Below are 17,992 nucleotides of genomic sequence, written 5' to 3'. Positions count from 1 at the left end.
AGGCTTTCGAAAACGGGAACCCGTTCATCAGGCGTTTTCGTTCCATGGAGAATGAAGCGGGGGCGCTTGTCGGAACTGTGAACGAAAAACCCCAGGTGGGCTTCTGCCGTATTTGCCACGAAGTCGAAAAACTTGCACGGAGGGCTCTTTTTCCCGTTTTGGGATTCGGGGACCCAAAAGACGGCTAGCCATTCGTCCGCTCGCCCGGTATGCTGCAACCATGAGCGTATACATCGGATATTGGTCTGCCTACGAGTACTGGCGCGTGAGCGATGCGTTGCCGGTTCCCACGCCGTCGCGCGCCCATCCGATCTGCGGCGTTCGTATGGGGGATACGGATGGAGAGCTGGATGCGTTTGGGGTGCCGCTGCACGTCGTGGTCGCTCAGGCAAACGATCGCGTGCGGACGGGCAGCCCCGTGTGCCACGTGTGGAGTGCCGGTTTTCCGGCTGGATCTTTCGTCCGGTTGCGCGACGGGCTGTACATCAGCTCGCCCGAGCGGTCCTTCGTGGAGATGGCGACGGAGCTGTCGCTGGTCGAGCTTGTTCGGTATGGCTGTCTCTTGTGCTCGCGATATGCGTACGATGGCGACAAGCGAGGTTTTCGGAAACGCACGCCTTTGACCGACGTGCGCTCGCTCAGGCGCTTCGTCGAGAAGTCGCGCGGCTGCATCGGGTCGAACAAGGCGCTGCGAGCGCTGCGCTTCATTGCGGACTCGTCGGCATCTCCTATGGAGACGAACCTGGTCATGGCCTTGTGCTTGTCGCGGATGATCGGCGGATACGGCTTGGACCTTCCCGAGCTCAACGCGTGCATCGAGGTTCGGACGAAGGGGTTGGTTCAGCGCGAACGCTTCGAATGCGACCTGTATTGGCGAAAGCGGCACGTTGCCGTCGAGTACGACAGCGGCGAGCATCACAGCGGCAACGCGGCCGAGACGCGGGATTCGGCTCGTCGCAGCGCGCTGATTTCCCAGGGAGTAACGGTGGTCTCGATTACGCCCGACCAGTTCTTCGATGCTCGGAAGTTCGACGAATCGGCGCGTGCGGTGGCGAAGCTGACGGGAAAGCGCCTTCCGCCGAACGACGCGAGCTGGATGATGAAGCGCTACCGGCTGCGGAAAGAGCTGCTGCAGGATATGCGGCAGGGAAAGCCTGCGTAGCCGCGCGTCGGAAGGCTCTTCTTGGTCTGGAGCGCCGGTACGAAGGCAGCTTCGCGGCGCCGCTGGGCGGCGGCGCGTTGGCGGCTAGTTCAGCCCGTGCTGGGCGAGGAGGGCTTGACCGCCGGTGGTGACGGGGGCGGCGTTTCCCGCTTCGGCCAAAAACGCGGTGGGACGCACCGAGGCCACGCGGCCGTTGCCCTCGGCCTTCACGCGCACCACCTGCATCTTGGCACGCTCGGCAAGCTCGAGCGGCGCTTTGCTGAAATAGGAGACGACCAGGCGTTTGCTGGCCTTCGACACGCTGTTGCAGAACAATCGGCGCTCTTCGTTCATGATGCGCTCGCGGTCTTCCTCGGTGCTGATCACCTCGAACGCATCGCGCCGCGGCATGAAGCCGTCCACGGCGGCGATGGCGAAGATGTTGTCGTATTCGATGCCGCACAGGGCGCCGTAGGAGGCCACGTGCAGCACGTGCGGATCGTCGGGCAGCGCGGGATCGGTGACGTTGGTGCGCTGCAGGGCGAACATCGCTGCCGCATCCTCGTCGCCCACGAGGGCGCGCGCCGTCTCCTCGAACTCGGGCAGATCGTCGGCTCCGATGGCGTGCAGCAGGCCGAAGCCCTTGCGCCCGGCGTTCGCGGCGATAAGCTCCTGGCCCGCGCGCCAGCGCTCGACCAGGGCGTGCGCGCGCAGGAACGGTTCGTCTTCCAGCTGGTCGGCCAGGGCGAGCGCGTCGTAGAGCGTGAGCTCGCGCTTTTCGGCGAAAGCCTGCAAGCCGCCCCATGCATCGCTGTTCGTGAGGTAGTTGTCGAAGCCGCACCAGCTGCGCCAAGCCGTCATGTCGCGCGGATCGGCCAGCAGGTTGAGCTTCGTGTACGCCACGAGCGCGCGGGCGCGGGCGCTGTCGCGCGGGTCGCCGCCCAAACGGGAGAACGCTCCGGCCAGCGCCACGGCGAAACCGCGCTGCTTGAGCACCTGCTGCGCCATGAGCGCCCAGCGCTTGTTGGGCACGAGCACGCACGTGCGGTTCTCGTGCAGGTCCTCTTCGCCGTCGAGCAGAATGCGCAGGTACTTCGTGATGCCGTCCAGCTCGTCTTCCGGCGTCGACCACTTGACGGCCATGATGCCGTCCGACGTCTGCGCGTCGCTCGCGATGCCCGCTTTGAAGGCGGGATCCATGTCGCCCTGGTCGCAAAGCCCGTCGGCGAACGCGGCGATGGCGGGGTTGCCGTGCGCTCCGGACAGCGTGAACACGGCTACGTCGCGGCGGCGAGCGTCGAACTGCACGAAGCCCTCGGCGCAGGGGAACGACGCGCGCGCGGCCTGCTGCTGGTTGGGGTTGCCGCACGCGATGAGCTGGCGGTCGGCCAGCAGGCACAGGCACGTCTGCTCGGCGCGGCTCATGTTCTGGAAGTCGTCGCACAGCACGTAGGCGTAGCTGCCGCACACGCCCTCGCCCGCGTCGCTGCGCAGGTACGCGGCGCACAGGCTGGGCGCTTCCTGCGCCAGCATGGCGCCGCGTGAGGCCAGCACGCGCTCGAGGTGGGACAGCACGGCTTCCTCTTCGCCGCCTGCGAGCCAGGAGTCGCGCGGCTCGAGGTCGCTCATCTGGCGATAGAAGAAATCGAGCATTTTGCGCAAACGGCGGATGGGCTGGCCGAGCGTCTTCATATCCTCCAGGAAGAAGTTGTACTCCGCATCGTTCAACAGGCGCGGCACGCGGCCGGTGGCGGCGCGCGCGGCGGGCGCGTCCAGCACGGCGACGCACGTTTCGAGCGCGGTGCGCACATGCACGTCGTCGGCGGCGTGCTGGAGGTCGGGGCCGAGCGCGCGGCGAAGCCGACGGCGGAACGCCTGAGCCGCTGCGGCGCTCGACGTTTCCACGAGGATGGTTTCCGGGGCGGCGCCGCCGCGCACGAGGCAGGCGCAACGCCGAACGAGCGCTTCGGTCTTGCCGCTTCGCGCAGGTCCTTGCACCTTGGCGATGCGCCCGTCGAAGGAGGCGATGGCTTCGATCATGGTAAGGCTCCTTTTCGGTTACGCGAGGGTTCCGGCGTGCGAGTCGAACGTGCGCGTGCTGCCGTCGGCGTATTCGATCAGCCACAAGCGGTAGTCGACCTCGAAGTCGGGCTCGTCCAGGGCGAACGGCTCAAGAGCGGGCTCGTCCTCCTCTTCGGCGGCGTCGTTGGCCAAACGCGGCAGCTCCAGAAACGCCTCCTCTGCCGCGGCTTCGGCCGCCGCGGCCGCAGCCCGGGCCTCCTCTTCTGCCGCAGCCAGCCCCGCCGCCTTCTGCGCGTCGCGCTCGGCCTTCGCCGCCAGCCCGGCGGCCTTCTGTTCCTCGTATGAAGCGGGCGCGGGCAGGTAGGCGCGCACGACGTCCTCGCCCAGCGCGCCTTCGTTGTACGCTGCGCGCAGCTGCGTCAGAAGCTCGCTGGTCTCGGGTCGGATGCCGCTGACGTTGTCGCAATGCAGCAGCGCATGCAGCTGGCCGTTCTGCAGCTCCACGTCGATCCAGTCGAACACCAGCTGGGGGTTGCCCACTTCGCGCTGGCGGCGGTTGTAGATCAGCATGTTGTTACTCACCTTGTACAGCTCGTTGTAGAACCAGCGCTCCATAACGTCGTTCCACAGCTCGTCGGCGCCCTCGTCCTCGGCGCGCAGGTAGCGGCGCGTGCCCAGCTTCACGAGGAAGCGCATGATGTTCTGCGGCTCGCCGTCGCAGGCGGGATGGGTGCGCACCAGTGTCGACCCTACGTACGAGTAGCAGCGGTCGATTTCCAGGCGCACGTCCTCGCTGTCGAGGCGCTCGTCGAGGTCGAGGATCAGCGTCAATGACGGACGCGGTTGTGCCATGGCAGTCTCCTTCGTTCACAGGTTTCTTCCCGTTGCCGCACGCCCGGATGACGGGCGCGAACGGCAACCTCTTCGCTGCCATCAAGTATAGGTTGGGCGCGAAAAGCAAAATAATCCTTTGGGGATGATATCGGCGCGTTTCATCCATCCACCCCTTATGATTTGGGCTTTTGCTCCGTTCCTAGAATGGGGAAACCGGTTCCGGCGTATGGTCGCGCCGGGTTCCGGCAGAGACGAACGAAGCGAGAAAAGGAAGAGAGGAGGGGCACATGGCGAACCTATCACTGAGTCGTCGAAGCTTCTTGAAGGCCTCTGCCATGGCTGCCGCGGCAACCACGGTGGGCTTCGCAGCAACGCCTTCGACGGCGTTGGCCGAAGGTGAAGACGCCTCAGCGGGCGAGATCAAGCGCATCCGCTCCTGCTGCCGCGCGTGCGGCAAGGTGGAGTGCGGCGTGTGGGTGACCGTTCAGGACAACAAGGTCATCAAGGTCGAGGGCGACGAGTCCAACGCTCACAGCCGCGGTCACTGCTGCGCGAAGTCGCAGTCGTCCATGCTGGCTCTGTACCATCCCGATCGTCTGCGCTACTGCATGAAGCGCACGAACCCCAAAGGCGAGGACGACCCCGGTTGGGTGCGCATCACGCTTGCCGAGGCGTTCGACGAGGCGGGTGCCAAGTTCAAGGAGATCGTGGAGAAGTACGGCGGGGAAGCCAACTTCGCCATGGGCGGCACCTCGCGCGTGTGGGCGCAGCCGCCGTACGGCACGCTGAAGTCCATCTTCCCCACGCCGAACGCGCACCTGGCCTACGAGATCTGCAAGGGTCCGCGCCACTTCGGCGGCATCCTCACCGACGAGATCGGCTCGCCGTGGATGGAGGTTGAGCAGGGCCCGCTGGTGTACGTGCAGTGGGGCACCGCGTCGGAGTACTCGAACTACGACTCCACGAACCGTACGGTGGTGGACTGCTCGCAGCGCGCCTACAAGCACATCCTGGTGGATCCCCGCATGACGCCGCTGGGCAAGGAAGCCGACGTGTGGCTGCCGCTGCGCGTGGGCACCGACCTGTGCCTGTCGCTGGGTTGGCTCAAGTGGATCCTCGACAACGAGGCGTACGACGACGCGTTCGTGCGCCGTTGGACGAACGCCCCGTTCTTGTGGAACCCCGAGAAGGACGGCCGCACGGCGAAGGGTTGGTTCATGGAAATGAACGGCGGCATCGACATGGAGAGCCGCATCCTGACCGAGGCCGACTGCGACCCCGAGTGGATCGGCCAGTACTGGGACTACGAGGGCCGCTACCAGCGCTTCATCTGCTGGGACGAGAACAACAACAAGCCTACGTACTGGGATGCCGAGGCCTGCCAGTGGGAGGGCGAGAAGCACAAGATCCCGACGACGGGCACCTGGATCGAGCATCCGTACAAGCCCATCATCGCGGACGCCTGGCTGCCCGACCCCTCCAAGTTCGCCGATCCGGCCGACGCGCAGTACGACGCCTACTGGGACGAGGGCAACGAGGGCGGCAAGCGCTCGAACCCGGCCGGGCTGCCCAAGAACCCGGCGCTGTTCCCCGGCGGCGTGGAGGTGAAGCTGAAGGACGGCTCCACCATCAGCGCCGACACGGTGTGGGAGGCGTTCTCCGACAGCCTGGAGCAGTACACGCTGGAGTACGTGTCCGAGGTCACCGAGGTGCCGGTCGACAAGATCGAGGAGGGCGTGCGCATCTACACGACGCGCCTGAACCCGCTGCACGGCAACGGCGGCATCCACTACCAGCTTGCTCCCGACCAGACGGGCCACGCGGTGCAGAACACCCGCGCGCTGCAGCTGATCGCCTGCATCACCGGCAACTCCGACGAGCCCGCCGGCAACCGCGGTTCGTCGAAGGCCCAGGTGGACGGCTGCTGCGGCCGCGCCAACATGCTGGTGACCGACCATGAGCCGAAGGACTGGGGCTTGGACGTGGGCACCATGGAGCTGGGCAACACCCCGCGCGACCTGTCCGTGGAAGACCAGATCCCGCTGATCCAGAACTTCGTGCAGTACCTCATCGACGAGAAATCGCCCTTGGCCGAGCGCTACGGCAACAAGGTTCCCACCGCCGAAGAGGCGCGCTGGATCGCCGAGCGTAAGGGCGGCGCCTACAAGCCCAGCCGCTCGTGGCCGGCGCTCAAGACGTCGTTCGACAGCAACGAGAAGCAGATTTCCGCCGAGCGCTTCCCGCTGCTGCGCTACTGGAACCGATGGGCCGACTCCGCTGCCATCTGGGACTCCATCAACGGCATCGACACGCCGTACCAGATCCACGGCGGCGTGTGCATGTCGGGCGACTTCATGAACGAGTCCAACCTGCTGGAGGCTTGGGAGGCGCTCACCCGTCTGGACTTCTGGCTGGACTTCAACCTGTGGTCCTGCCCGAACAACGGCTGCGCCGACATCGTGATCCCCGTGCTGCACTGGCTCGAGGTGAACACGGGCCGCGTGTCGCAGGGCGCGGGCGGCATCTTCGGTGCCGGGCAGCGCTGCGTGGAGCCGATGGGCGATTGCATCTACGACCCGGTTGCCGTCATCTGCCTGTACAAGGCCATGGGCGTGGTGTGGAACAACCGCGACCCTGAATACGACGAATGGAACAACCTGGACTACCACGACTTCGTGCAGATGGGCGGCAACGTCGGCTACGAGGAGCAGGAGTACCGCGTGCTCAAGGACGCCACCGACTGGTGGAAGACCGAGGAGTACCCCGACGGCCCCGACTTCCCGCAGTACGCGGCGAAGTTCCAGGAAGAAGGCTGGTTCGACTGCCGCAAGTGGCACCCCGAGCGTTGGGGCACGTACCGCCGTTGGGAGATGGGCTACCGTCGCCAGCAGGGCGGCTACAACCTGTACGCGGCCATCGACGAGAAGTGCGGCTTCATGACCCCCACTGCCAAGGTGGAGGTGTGGTCCACCATCGCCGAAACGTACATCCCCGACGGCGCAGCCACCTTCGCCAGCACGAACACGGTCGATCCGAACATCCCCGACATCGACAAGTTCCCCCACTGGGTGGAGCCGAAGAACTCGCGCGTATCGAACCCCGAGTACTTCGACGCCTCGCTGGTCGACCAGATCAAGACGTCGGACGCCTACATCAACGACAACTACCAGGGCGATCATCTGGTGGAGGAGTACAAGGAGGCGCTGACGGCGCATCCTGACAGCGCCTTCATCATGACGACGGGCTCCCGCCAGCCGGTGTACTTCCACTCCGAGCATCGCCAGCTGCCGTGGTGCCGCGAGCTGTGGCCCAGCCCTCGTTTGGAGATGAACCCCAACGACGCAGCGCGCCTGGGGTTGGAGCAGGGGCAGTGGATTTGGATCCGCAGCCCGTGGGGCGCCATCCGCGAGGTCGTGGACTTGTACTACGGCATCAAGGAGGGCACGGTCAACGCGAACCACGCCTGGTGGTATCCCGAGATCGACACCGCTTCGCACGGCTTCGAGCTGGTGAACATCAACTGCACGATGGACAAGTACGCGCAGTGTTGGATTTGCGGCGCGTCCCAGCTGCGCGGCGTGCCGGTGCTCGTGTACCCCGCGACGCCCGAGAACTCGCCGCATGGCAACCCGGTTCCGTGCGACCCGCAAGGCAATCCGGTCATCACGAACGCAAACGATCCGCGCCTCAAGGAATGGTTGGCGAACGATCCGCGCCTGGAGGATTCCAAGGTGGAGCTCACGTTCGCGAACATGGCGGCGGTCGGCTGCCAGCCGAGCGTCCAAAGCCCCGACCTGCTCTCCGGCGGCAAGCTTGCCGTGGGCAGCGTGGGCGGCGACGCGCTGGGCGCTTATTCGAAATCGAAGTAAAGGAAGGAGGTTCACCACATGGCAAACTACGCGATCATTACCGACTTGAACCGTTGCACCGGCTGCCTTGCGTGCACGGTTGCGTGCAAGGCCATCAACGGCGTCGACGTGGGATCGTTCTGGATCAAGACGCTGCGCGTCGGCCCGCATCCCATCGAGGGCGGCTCGGGCACGTTCCCGGACGTCGAGATGTACTTCCTTCCCGTCCAGTGCCAGCACTGCGAGAACCCCGAATGCGTGAAGGTGTGCCCCACGGAAGCGTCCCACATCCGCGACGACGGCACGGTGCAAATCGACAAGTCGAAGTGCATCGGCTGCCAGTTCTGCGCGATGGCGTGCCCGTACGGCGTGCGCTACCTCAATCAGGAAGAGCGCGTCGTGGAGAAATGCACGCTGTGCGAGCAGCGTATCTCGCAGGGCGAGCTTCCCCAGTGCGTGGCCCAGTGCGGCGCCCGCGCCCGCTTCTTCGGCGACCTCGATCAGGGCGTCGACAACTTCGAGGGGCCGGCGCATCCCGACAGCCCCGGCTGCCAGTACGAGGAGATGACCCAGACGCGCGTGAAGCTGAAGGACTACGTCGAGCCGTACACCGAAAACGATATCCACCATCTTGCGGATGTGGGCAACGAGCCGAAGCTCATGTACCTCATGCGCGAGGGCCGAAAGTGGAGGGAGTAGACTATGCATCCTGAATGGCCCCTTATTCTCTTCACCTTCTTCCTATGCGTCGCAGGCGGCGCGCTGGGCGCGCAAGGCCTGCTGAACGTCATGGGCAAGGGCAAGAAGATGCAGCTTGCATCGCTGGTCACCGCGCTGGCGGCGTTGGTGGTCGGCGGGCTGTCGGTGTTCATGCACCTGCAGCATTGGGAGCGCATCTTCAACGGCTTCGGCCACATCACCTCGGGTATCACGCTGGAGTTCATCGGCTGCATCGTGTTCGCGGTGGTGCTGGTGCTGTACTTCCTGATGATGCGCCGCGCCGAAGACGGCATGGCGCCGAAATGGTGCGGTGTGCTGGCCATCGTCGTGGGCCTGGCGCTGCCGGTGATCACGGGCATGAGCTACCTCATGGCATCACTGCCGTCGTGGAACACCCCGCTGCTGCCGGTGTACTACTTGGCGAACACCGTGTTCATGGGCGGCTTGACGGCGCTGGTCATCGCCGGTTTGACGAACGATGACAGCGCGAAGGACCTGGGCGTGAAGGTGGCCTTGGCCGGCGGCGCGCTGCAGCTGATCGCCGTGTTCACCTACGCGTTCATCATCAACGGCTCGGCCGGGCTGTACTCGGCCGACATCCAGTACTACTTCGATCCGACGCTGCCCGACGTGGCCATGGTGGACCGCGCGTCCATCGTGGGCAGCATCTTCGCCGGTGCCAATGCCGTGATGTTCTGGCTGGGCACGGTGGCCGTCGGCCTGGTTGCTCCGCTGGTGCTGACGTGGCTTGCGAAGAAGGTGGAAACCGGCAAGAAGCTGGCCGCGTACGCGGGCGTCGCCCTGGCGTGCGTCGCCGTGGGCGGATTGTGCTGGCGCGTGATCCTGTACGTGGTGGCTATCAGCATCTTCGCTTTGTACTAGGAGACGGAAGGGCGCGCTCGGGCCGAGATTCTGGTCGATCTTGGTCCGAGCGTCCGAACCGGTTGCGCCGCTCAGCGCGGCCGGTGCTCTTAAACAGATGTGATGGACGGGGCTTCTCGAATGGCACAGCTCCGCTTCTCGCAAGGCAGGGAAGCCCCGTCATCTGCCTTTCGTCGTTCTGTCGAACGACGAAAGGGCCGACGCTGCGGTCTGCTGTGGCACCCCATCTCGACGCTTTCGCACGTGCCCCTCTCGTGCGAAGCACGCTCGGCCGTGCGACGCGCCGATATGCGGCACCACAGCAAACCTCGCTGACTGATAAGGACCAGTGGGCAAAGGAGGAGACATGAGCGAAGAGGACGAGATTTCGTCGAAGAGGGCGAAGGGGCCGTTGGACGTGTCGCGGCGCGCGCTGCTCATCGGCGCGGGAAGCACGGCGGCGCTGCTGGGATTGGGGGCGCTGCGCTATGCGGGGCATAACCCGTTGGTGCGCCCGCCGGGAGGGCAGGACGAGGCGCGCCTCGTGTCGGCGTGCATCCGATGCGAGAAGTGCTACGAGGCGTGCCCGCGCGGCGTCATCGTGCCTGCGCATATCGAGGACGGGCTGCTGGGCATGCGCTCGCCCGCGCTGAAGTTCGACGCCGATTTCTGCGACTACTGCGCCGACGAGAACGGCGGGGAGCCGTTGTGCGTGAAGGTGTGCCCCACCGAGGCGCTGGCGCTGCCCGCAGACGCTACGGCGGAGAACACGCTTTTGGGTTTGGCCGTGATCGACGAGGCGCAGTGCCTTGCATTCCGCGACACGGGGTGCCGTTACTGCTACGACGCGTGCCCCTACGAGGCCATAGAGCTGACGGGCGAGGGCGCCAACCCGCACGTGTCCGTGCTGGCTGACAAGTGCAACGGGTGCGGCGCATGCGAGAGTGTGTGCGTATCGCTGAAGGCGGGGTCCATCGTGTCGGGCGCGCAGGAGCGCGCCATCGTCGTCAAGCCGATCGAGTCGGCGGAATAGGAGGCGGCAATGAACTCGAACAAGCTGCGCACCATCGTGGCGGCCGCGATCTTCGTCGTGCTGTCCGTCGGGCTGATCGCGGGCGTGAGCATGGGTACGCTTTCGGGCTTCGGCTGGGAGACGTTCTCGGCGTTGTGCCCGCTGGGGGCGCTGGCCACCATGATCGCCACCAAGACCGTGGTGCCGCGCGCGGTGGTGTCCATCGTCATCATGGCGGTGCTCGTGCTGGCGGTGGGCCGCGCGTTCTGCGGGTGGGTCTGCCCCGTGCCGCTGCTCGACCGCGTGCGCGGGTTCTTCCGCTCGCCCAAGAAGCGCACGGCGCTTGAGCAGGCGAAGCGCTCGGAGATGCTGGGCATCGCGAAGAGCGAGCTGGGCGAGGCGGCGGCATCCCCTGAGCGAGCGAAGCGAGTCGAAGGATCTCCGACAGCGGCCGACGGCGCGTACTCTCACGATTGCGGGAGCTGCTCGTCGTGCAAGGGGGTGCGTGCGAAGCTGGATTCGCGCCACTACGTGTTGGGCGGCGCGCTGCTGTCCACGGCCATCTTCGGCTTTCCCGTGTTCTGCCTGGTGTGCCCCATCGGGCTGACGTTCGCCACCGTGCTGGTGGTGTGGCGCCTGTTCGCGGCGGGCGATATGACGTGGTCGGTGGTGCTCATCCCGCTGTTGCTAGTGGTGGAGCTGGTGTTCTTGCGCAAGTGGTGCACGCGGTTCTGCCCGATGGCGGGGCTGATGAACCTCGTGTCGCGCTTCAGCAAGACGTGGCGGCCGGTCATCGACGAGTCGAAGTGCCTGGAGACGGTGAACGGCGCAGCGTGCAGCAAGTGCGCCATCGCGTGCGAGGCCGATATCAACCTGCGGCATCCCGATTTCGGCGAGCGCACTCTGGCCGACTGCACGCGATGCCGAGCCTGTGTGGACGCGTGTCCGGCGAAGGCGGTCAGCATGCCGTTTTTGGTGAAGAAGGGTGCGGGGCCTCAGGCAAGCACGGTCGTGCTGGCCGACATCGACGAGAAGACGGCCGAGTGATGGACGGGCGCGCGAGCGAGCGATCGCGGTCGAACCGAAGTATCGTAGGCGTGCTGGACGGGGTGTCCAGCGAGGCCATCGTGGTGCACCGGGAGCGGTGCGCGAAAGTGCGCAACCGCAACGTCGCGTGCTTGAAGTGCGCCGACGCATGCACGTCGGGCTGTATCGCGCTGGTGGACGGCGAGCTGCGGGTGGACGCGGCGAAGTGCATCGGATGCGGCACGTGCGCGACTGTGTGCCCCACGAGCGCGCTGGAAGCGCGCAACCCCAGCGATGCGCAGCTTGCGCAAGCGTGCCTGGGCGCGTGGGTTGGCGACGAAGTGGTGGTGGCGTGCGAGCAGCTGCGGCGTGCGGCGGGCGGGTTGCTCGACGAAGGCCATGTGGCGAACGTGGTGTGCTTGGGACGTGTGGACGAGTCGCTGACCAGCGGGCTTGCGGTTGAAGGCGTACGCCGGATCCGGCTTGCATGCGGCGACTGCTCGCGTTGCGAGCAGGAGCACGGCGTTGCCACGGCGCGCCTGGTGGCCGCAACGTCCAACGCCCTGTTCGAAGCCTGGGGAAGCGATGCTCGGGTGCAGGTGGTCGAAGGCGTGCCTGCCGGCGCCTGTGTCGAGGGCGTTGGCCCTGATGGGGCAGCGGCTGCCGTGGCGGCGTACTTCGCTGAGCGCCGCGGCAACGAGCACATGGCGGTTTCGTCGGCTGTTCCTGCGGCTGCGGCTCCCGCTGCGCTTCCGCGCGTTACGAAGGACGGCACGTTGCCCCATTTCGTTCCCGATCGGCGCGAGGCGCTGTTGGACAATCTGGCGCAGCTGGGCCAGCCCGTACTGCCCAGCGTTGCGACGCGCCTGTGGGGTTGCGTGGTGATCGACGGTCGTGCGTGCTCGTCGTGCCGCATGTGCGCGACGTTCTGCCCGACGGGCGCCATCCGCAAATTCGACAACGACGATGGAACGCTGGGCGTCTACCACTATCCCGGCGAATGCGTGAAGTGCGGCAGCTGTCGCGACGTATGTCCCGAGAACGCCATCGAGCTGCTCGACGAGGTTCGCCCTGCGTACTTGCTTGAAGGCGCGGTGCATCGCTATGCCATGACGCCGCGACCGGTCGAGTTGGGCACCGCCCAACAGATGGTGGACACCATGCGCCTTCGCATGCAAGGATCAGACATTTTCGAGAGGTAAGCGCTCCCTCTCCCTCTTCGCTCGGGAGCGCTGTGCCCAAGCCCCGCCTACCGGAACCCCCTCCTCCGGTTGGCGGGGCTGTTTCGTTGCGGAGCGATCGGGCTGATGGGGTTGCGTGGCGGCGATCCGGGCATCGAGCGACGGTGAACGCGGGCTGAGCGGCGGGCGGCAATCCGCCATCGAGCATCCGCGTTGGAGCCGGCCGGTCGGTTTCCGAGCCGGTTCTGCAAGTTTTTCGACTTTGTGGCAAGCTTCCTCGAAAGACCGAAGCCCTCATCAGGCATTTTGCTTTTGCGGAAAGACGGGATGACGAAGCACCTCGAAGCGTTGATGAGAAACCCCTGGTCGTTCATCGTCAAGCGTGCCACAAAGTCGAAAAACTTGCAGAACCGGCTTCGTTTTCGACATTCCGCGCTCGCTCCTACCAGTGGCAGACCACGACGTCGCCGGACTGGATGATGCCGAAGAGGTCGGCGGCCGATCCGACGGGGAGGTTCACGCAGCCGTGGCTGCCGCGGCCCTGCTGGTACAATGTGCTGCCGAACGCAGCTTGCCAGTCGGCGTCGTGCAGGCCGATGACGTTGCCGACGAACGGCATCCAGTAGCGCACAGCGGATTCGTACTTCGAGCCGTCGAGGTTCGTGCCTTTCAGCACCGACGGGCTTGCTTTCTGGTTGAGCCAGAACACGCCCGTGGGGGTGTTGTGCGCGCCGTTCGGCGTGCCGCTGACGCAGGGGGCTTCCCAGATCAGCGTGCCGGTTTCATCGTAGAAGCGCACGTGCTGCTCGGAGAGGTCGATGTCGCAGTAGCGCGCCGACCAGTCCTGCGCGCCTGCGCCGTTGTACGCGGTGCCGGTGGTTTTGCAGGGGATGTCCACTGCGCCGACGGTTCCGTTCGCCACGCCTTCCTTCACGAGTTCGAGCAGCGCTTCGCCGTCGGTCAGCCAGCCGTACGGGCCGCCCGCCACCGTGATCACCTTGCCGTCGGGGCGCGTGTAGGTGCGCTCGGTTCCCACGGTGTCGCATGCGGCTTCGAGCTGTTTCGCCCAGGCGATGAGCGCCTCCTCGTCGAGGGAGGGCGTAAGGTTCTCGTCGAAGCTGATCCAGGTGGAGACGAGGGCCGGGTTGACCTCCGCGGCCACGTCGCCGCCCATCATCAGCTGCATGTCGGCTTTGACCAGCTGGTTCGCTGCTTCGGCGGCCGCTTGGAGTTTCGGGTCGGTGGCGGGCACGACGGGCTGCTGCAGCGCGTCGGCGGTCAGCTTGGCCGTGGGCTGCATCGAGGCGATGGCGGAGCCGATGGCTTTGGCCACCGCATCGACGTCGAGGGCGGTGCCGGTCGCCTCGGGCTGCACGGCGAACGCGTTCTTCTGCTCGTCGAATGCGACGACCGCGTCCGTCGGCGGGGTGGCCGTGGCGTTGAACTCGTCGACGGCGGTGCGCACCGCGTTCGCGAGGCCGCTCCCGCTGGAGGCGGCCAAGCTGTCGGTTTCGTCGTGCTCGCGGGCGATTTCGAGCGGCCACAGCCAGGGGTTCGTGTTGCCCAACGCGTCGGCGACGATGGCTTGCCCGTCGAACGAGACGCCCGCATCTTTCGCGGAGAGCTTCATCGAGAAGCCCTGCCCCGAAACAGCCACGGTGTAATCGCTCAAGGCGTCGTCGAGGATGGCTTGCACTTCGGACGACGTTTTCAGCGACACGTCGTGGTCCCCCAGCACGGTGTTCGGCATGAAGCGGTCGGTGAAGTAAAGGCTGCCGGCCACGTAGGCGATCAGCAGCAGGCCCACAATGGAGCCCGCGACGATGCCGATGATCTTGGGCGCCGAGAAACGCCGTCGGGCGGTGGTTTCAGGCGAGCTTGCAGGAGCGGGCGTCTGGTCGGCGGGTGCGGCGTGTTTCATAAGGCGTCCTGGGTGATGAGGCGAATGTGCGTCGTCCTTGTCGAGCGCGTCGCCCCATTCTAAAGGAAACCATCTCGCCACGATAGGGTGAGTTATCTCATCACGGTAATCGGTTGAAGCTACGGGGCGTGTCGCGTATAATGCAGGCGAGCCGCAGGGAGCTGCTTACTCCCCACGGCCCTCGGACTTGCTTCGGCGGTTCGGATTTATTTGGGTCCCGGTTCGTCCCCTTGGGGCGACCGGGGTTTATCTTTCGACTGAACTTGCAGAACAAGCGCAGCCGCCTCCACTCCCAAGTTGCAGAGAGCAGCGAGCAAGCAGAGAACCTGCAAGATAACTCCGGTAAGGTCGAACACCAATCCATCCATAGAGGACACCCCCTTCCGTTATCTAGAATCGGAAATGGATGTAAAGAGGGTGCTATCCTCCCGCCTGACAAGGCCGTGTCCCTAGTATAACGACCTCGTCTTACGCGCAGATGGCGCACGTCTAGCGCGAATCTTTCTCAATCTAGCGCTAATCTGACCCAGTTCTCACGCGAATTCCATGCGGGTTGCCCTTGGATCCAGCGCGGTTCTTGCGTGCTTTGCTGCTCAATCTAGCGCGTTTCCTGCGCCGCCAGATAGCGGCATCTCGAAGCGCCCGATGCTTCACGTGAAACATCGGGATGGGGCTTGGCAAGGTGATCGGCGGCGGAGAGGTGGAAAGGCTATGCTTCCCGCTCGGGGTCGTCTTCGAACGGGAAGGTTTCCGCTTCCTGCGGTTTCATCGCGCGCGCTCGGCGTTTCTTCTCTGCGCGCAAGGGGAGGTATTCGCTGATCACGATGCCGGCGAAGATGAGGGCGAACCCGGCGAACAGCGGGCCGGTGAGGATCTCGCCCAAGAACAGCACCGAGAACGTCACGCCGAACACCGACTCGGTTGCCAGGAACAGCGATGCGGGCGCGGGGTCGACGTGCGCGACGGCGAAGTTCTGCAGCAGCAGCGCGATGCACGAGGCGAACATGGCCAAGTACCCCAGGCTCACCCACGTGTCCAGCCCCAAGCTGGCGAACGCGGGCATGGGCTCGAACGTAAGCCCGGCGCCGAAGCCCAGAACGCCGGCCACCAGAAACTGCACGACCGTGAGCAGCGTCATGTCGCGACCGCGCGCGTACTTCGCCGTGTACAGCACATGCAGGCTGAGAAAGAACGCCGACAGCAGCGTGATCAGGTCGCCGAAGCGAAGCGAGAACCCCGAGAGCCCCGCGAACGAGACGCAGCCCACGCCGGCCACGCACACGAGGGCGGCGGCGATGTTGAAGCGCGTCGGCCGCGGCCCGCGCAGCGCCCATCCTAGAAACGGGATGATCACGCAGTACAGCGACGTGAGAAACGCGCTGTTCGAGGCGGTGGTGTCGGTGAGCCCTGTGGAGTTCGCCCAGTACGAGAGGAATAGGAACACACCCAGGACGGAGCCTTTTTTCAGGTGGTCGAGGTCCAGCGCTTTTCTGAACCGCGGCAACATGACGATGCCCAAAATGATGCCCGCCACGGTGAAGCGCACGCCCACGAGCCATGCGGGCGGGAACTCGTCGACGGTCGACTTGATGATCACGGTGCCCAATCCCCAGATGGCAGCCGCCACCAGGAGGAAGGCCTTGTACATCCAAAGAGGATGCGCGCTATGTTTCACGATGCGTGCCATAGCGCAGCATCATAGCATGGGCGCGGCTTGCAACGGCGACCTCGCCGGGAAACATCTTCGCCCGAAAAACACGTATTAGCCCTCTGTGGCGTGTTTTTCGGGCGAAGATGGGCTCGCAGAGCGGCGCCCTCACTCCTCGAACAGCGCGATGACGTCGGTTTTCGAATGCGCGCCCAACTTGGCGTACAGGTGCCGCACGTGCGTCTTCACCGTGTTCTGCGACAGGAACAGCTCCTGCTCGATCTCGGCGCGGCTCTTCCGCTGGGCTATCAGCCCCATGATCTCGGTTTCACGAGCGGTCAGGTCGTACTGCGCGGCCAGGTCGTCGCAGCGGCTCATGAAGCGCTCGCGCGGTCCCGGCACGTGCAGCCGGTCGGCCAGCGACAGGCCCGACGCGCCCCAGTCGCCGTTCACGGACTTCTCGCTCATCCAAATGACCACGCACACCAGCACCAGGACGATGCCGGCCAAGGCGAACCCCACGAGCGTCATCGGGTCTGCCAGCAGGTCGGTCTGCCACAGGGCGCGTCGCACCAGGATGCCTGCCAGCAGCGCTGCCTCGCTTGACGCGCGCGCGATGGCGAACAGCCGCAGGCTGGGAACTTCGAAGCGATAGCTTATGTTCGCCAGCATCAGCAGCACGAAGAACGTGAACCATACGTAAGCGAACCGCATGAGCACCGACACGATGTAGCCCTGCATGGGGGCTACGAAGGGGATGACGGCGAATGCGACGACGGCAACCGGCAGTCCCACCTTCGCCAGGAAGCGCGCATCGAAGCGGTCGCGCTTCGAAACGGCCATCACGAGAATCACGACGCCCACGATGCCGGTGGCCGCGACGCGATGGATGGCGCCGACGTATTCCGTGGCCGAGAGGAACGCGCCTGAGAAGCTGGACAGCAAGCCCGCAATGGCCATGATCACGATGAGCTTCCACGGAATGGGGTAGCGCACTCCCTTCGCCACGGCGCGCTCGGTTGGCAGCAGGCGAAAGCTCAGGTGCGCGCATGCGAGCGATGCGAGGGGCAGCAGTGCGGTGGCGATCACGCCGAACGGCGCCTCCATCGTGGAGATGAGGAACGACGCCGCGGCTGCCGCGATGCAAGACAGCGCACCGTACATGAGCGTGCGCGTGGCTCCCATCTGGCTGTACGCTTCGGCCCACAGGCAGAACAGAACAGCGCCGCCTATGGCGGTGACGATGCTGACGGGTATGATGACCACCTCGCCGACCCCGCCGGGAATGAGCGCGAGGCCCACCGCCGCCGTGCCAGCCGCCGTAAGGGCGACCGCTGCCCACGAGAACGTCTTGTGTCTGCTCAGCCGACCGATGCGCGGCGCGAACAAGACGAACGCGAGGAATGTGCCGATGTCGCCGATGCGCATGCCCGTGTCGAATGCGGTGCGCAGCGCGGGGTCGAACACGTCGCCCGGGAAGATGGATGCGACGTGCGTGCAGCACAGCCAGGCGATGAGCAGGCCCATCCCCAAGAAGCGCAGCGGGTACATGAGCGCCGACAGAGGCTCGTCCTCGCCGGCCTGATCTGCGGGCGCCAGCGCGCGCACCACGTCGCTTGATTTCATGGGAACCTCCTGTTCGTCGTGTCATTGTACCAGGGGTGAGCGCAGGGGTGAACGCGGATTCACCCCTCGGCGCGCGACTTCACCCGCGACAAACCGCCTGATGCGAGGCATGCTTTCCTCAGCGCCTCGGGAGGGCGCGCCGCTCGATCGGA

General features: G+C 65.4%; 12 protein-coding genes. 7 read left to right on the top strand and 5 right to left on the bottom strand.

The features are described from left to right. Positions 1-220 precede the first annotated feature (220 nt). Complete coding sequence (locus GT613_RS01870; protein ID WP_009305386.1) at positions 221-1,162, top strand: hypothetical protein; 942 nt, start codon at positions 221-223, stop codon at positions 1,160-1,162. Positions 1,163-1,246: 84 nt separating this feature from the next. Here the strand turns inward: GT613_RS01870 and GT613_RS01865 are convergent, their stop codons facing one another. Beyond that, positions 1,247-3,181: a UvrD-helicase domain-containing protein gene (locus tag GT613_RS01865; RefSeq protein ID WP_009608483.1), complete on the bottom strand. Its 1,935-nt coding sequence runs from the start codon at positions 3,179-3,181 to the stop codon at positions 1,247-1,249. Between the two features lie 18 nt (positions 3,182-3,199). Then, positions 3,200-4,015 carry a hypothetical protein gene (locus GT613_RS01860; protein WP_009305384.1) on the bottom strand — a complete coding sequence of 272 codons (816 nt, stop codon included), beginning with the start codon at positions 4,013-4,015 and terminating at the stop codon, positions 3,200-3,202. Between the two features lie 269 nt (positions 4,016-4,284). Here GT613_RS01860 and GT613_RS01855 point away from each other — a divergent pair, with 269 nt between their 5' ends. The 6 genes from GT613_RS01855 (at position 4,285) to GT613_RS01830 (ending at position 12,666) form a co-directional block, all read left to right on the top strand. Further along, positions 4,285-7,866, top strand: coding sequence for a molybdopterin dinucleotide binding domain-containing protein (locus GT613_RS01855; RefSeq protein WP_035577003.1), 3,582 nt, complete (start codon positions 4,285-4,287; stop codon positions 7,864-7,866). 18 nt (positions 7,867-7,884) lie between these two features. Then, positions 7,885-8,544: a 4Fe-4S dicluster domain-containing protein gene (locus tag GT613_RS01850; protein ID WP_009305382.1), complete on the top strand. Its 660-nt coding sequence runs from the start codon at positions 7,885-7,887 to the stop codon at positions 8,542-8,544. 3 nt (positions 8,545-8,547) lie between these two features. Next, positions 8,548-9,447 carry a DmsC/YnfH family molybdoenzyme membrane anchor subunit gene (locus GT613_RS01845; RefSeq protein ID WP_009305381.1) on the top strand — a complete coding sequence of 300 codons (900 nt, stop codon included), beginning with the start codon at positions 8,548-8,550 and terminating at the stop codon, positions 9,445-9,447. A gap of 346 nt (positions 9,448-9,793) precedes the next feature. Then, the gene (locus GT613_RS01840; RefSeq protein ID WP_009305380.1) at positions 9,794-10,459 is read left to right on the top strand and encodes a 4Fe-4S dicluster domain-containing protein; all 666 of its coding nucleotides are present in this window, start codon (positions 9,794-9,796) and stop codon (positions 10,457-10,459) included. Positions 10,460-10,468: 9 nt separating this feature from the next. Then, positions 10,469-11,485: a 4Fe-4S binding protein gene (locus GT613_RS01835; RefSeq protein ID WP_009608505.1), complete on the top strand. Its 1,017-nt coding sequence runs from the start codon at positions 10,469-10,471 to the stop codon at positions 11,483-11,485. Between the two features lie 50 nt (positions 11,486-11,535). After that, positions 11,536-12,666, top strand: coding sequence for a 4Fe-4S binding protein (locus GT613_RS01830; RefSeq protein WP_021409655.1), 1,131 nt, complete (start codon positions 11,536-11,538; stop codon positions 12,664-12,666). A gap of 421 nt (positions 12,667-13,087) precedes the next feature. On the opposite strand, the gene GT613_RS01825 is transcribed toward GT613_RS01830, so the two are convergent. From GT613_RS01825 to GT613_RS01815, 3 genes are all read right to left on the bottom strand, one after another. Then, on the bottom strand, positions 13,088-14,566 hold the full coding sequence (locus GT613_RS01825; RefSeq protein ID WP_161172486.1) for a L,D-transpeptidase family protein: 1,479 nt from the start codon (positions 14,564-14,566) through the stop codon (positions 13,088-13,090). Between the two features lie 709 nt (positions 14,567-15,275). Then, entirely contained in the window at positions 15,276-16,253 is a 978-nt protein-coding gene (locus GT613_RS01820; RefSeq protein WP_114526435.1) for a DMT family transporter, read from the bottom strand. A 129-nt stretch (positions 16,254-16,382) separates the two neighbouring features. Further along, on the bottom strand, positions 16,383-17,840 hold the full coding sequence (locus GT613_RS01815) for a helix-turn-helix transcriptional regulator (protein ID WP_086414182.1): 1,458 nt from the start codon (positions 17,838-17,840) through the stop codon (positions 16,383-16,385). Positions 17,841-17,992: the final 152 nt, after the last annotated feature.

The sequence above is a fragment of the Eggerthella sp. BIOML-A4 genome (assembly GCF_009875575.1).
In the GTDB taxonomy this organism is placed as follows: Bacteria; Actinomycetota; Coriobacteriia; order Coriobacteriales; family Eggerthellaceae; genus Eggerthella; species Eggerthella lenta.
This window is presented reverse-complemented; position numbering and strand designations above follow the sequence as displayed.

What these genes read in the sequence shown, in the direction of transcription:
- GT613_RS01870 (WP_009305386.1), top strand. Translation starts at nt 221, where the DNA reads ATGAGCGTATACATCGGATATTGGTCTGCCTACGAGTACTGGCGCGTG.
- GT613_RS01820 (WP_114526435.1), bottom strand. Translation starts at nt 16,253, where the DNA reads ATGGCACGCATCGTGAAACATAGCGCGCATCCTCTTTGGATGTACAAG.
- GT613_RS01825 (WP_161172486.1), bottom strand. Translation starts at nt 14,566, where the DNA reads ATGAAACACGCCGCACCCGCCGACCAGACGCCCGCTCCTGCAAGCTCG.
- GT613_RS01860 (WP_009305384.1), bottom strand. Translation starts at nt 4,015, where the DNA reads ATGGCACAACCGCGTCCGTCATTGACGCTGATCCTCGACCTCGACGAG.
- GT613_RS01850 (WP_009305382.1), top strand. Translation starts at nt 7,885, where the DNA reads ATGGCAAACTACGCGATCATTACCGACTTGAACCGTTGCACCGGCTGC.
- GT613_RS01855 (WP_035577003.1), top strand. Translation starts at nt 4,285, where the DNA reads ATGGCGAACCTATCACTGAGTCGTCGAAGCTTCTTGAAGGCCTCTGCC.
- GT613_RS01845 (WP_009305381.1), top strand. Translation starts at nt 8,548, where the DNA reads ATGCATCCTGAATGGCCCCTTATTCTCTTCACCTTCTTCCTATGCGTC.
- GT613_RS01835 (WP_009608505.1), top strand. Translation starts at nt 10,469, where the DNA reads ATGAACTCGAACAAGCTGCGCACCATCGTGGCGGCCGCGATCTTCGTC.
- GT613_RS01865 (WP_009608483.1), bottom strand. Translation starts at nt 3,181, where the DNA reads ATGATCGAAGCCATCGCCTCCTTCGACGGGCGCATCGCCAAGGTGCAA.
- GT613_RS01815 (WP_086414182.1), bottom strand. Translation starts at nt 17,840, where the DNA reads ATGAAATCAAGCGACGTGGTGCGCGCGCTGGCGCCCGCAGATCAGGCC.
- GT613_RS01840 (WP_009305380.1), top strand. Translation starts at nt 9,794, where the DNA reads ATGAGCGAAGAGGACGAGATTTCGTCGAAGAGGGCGAAGGGGCCGTTG.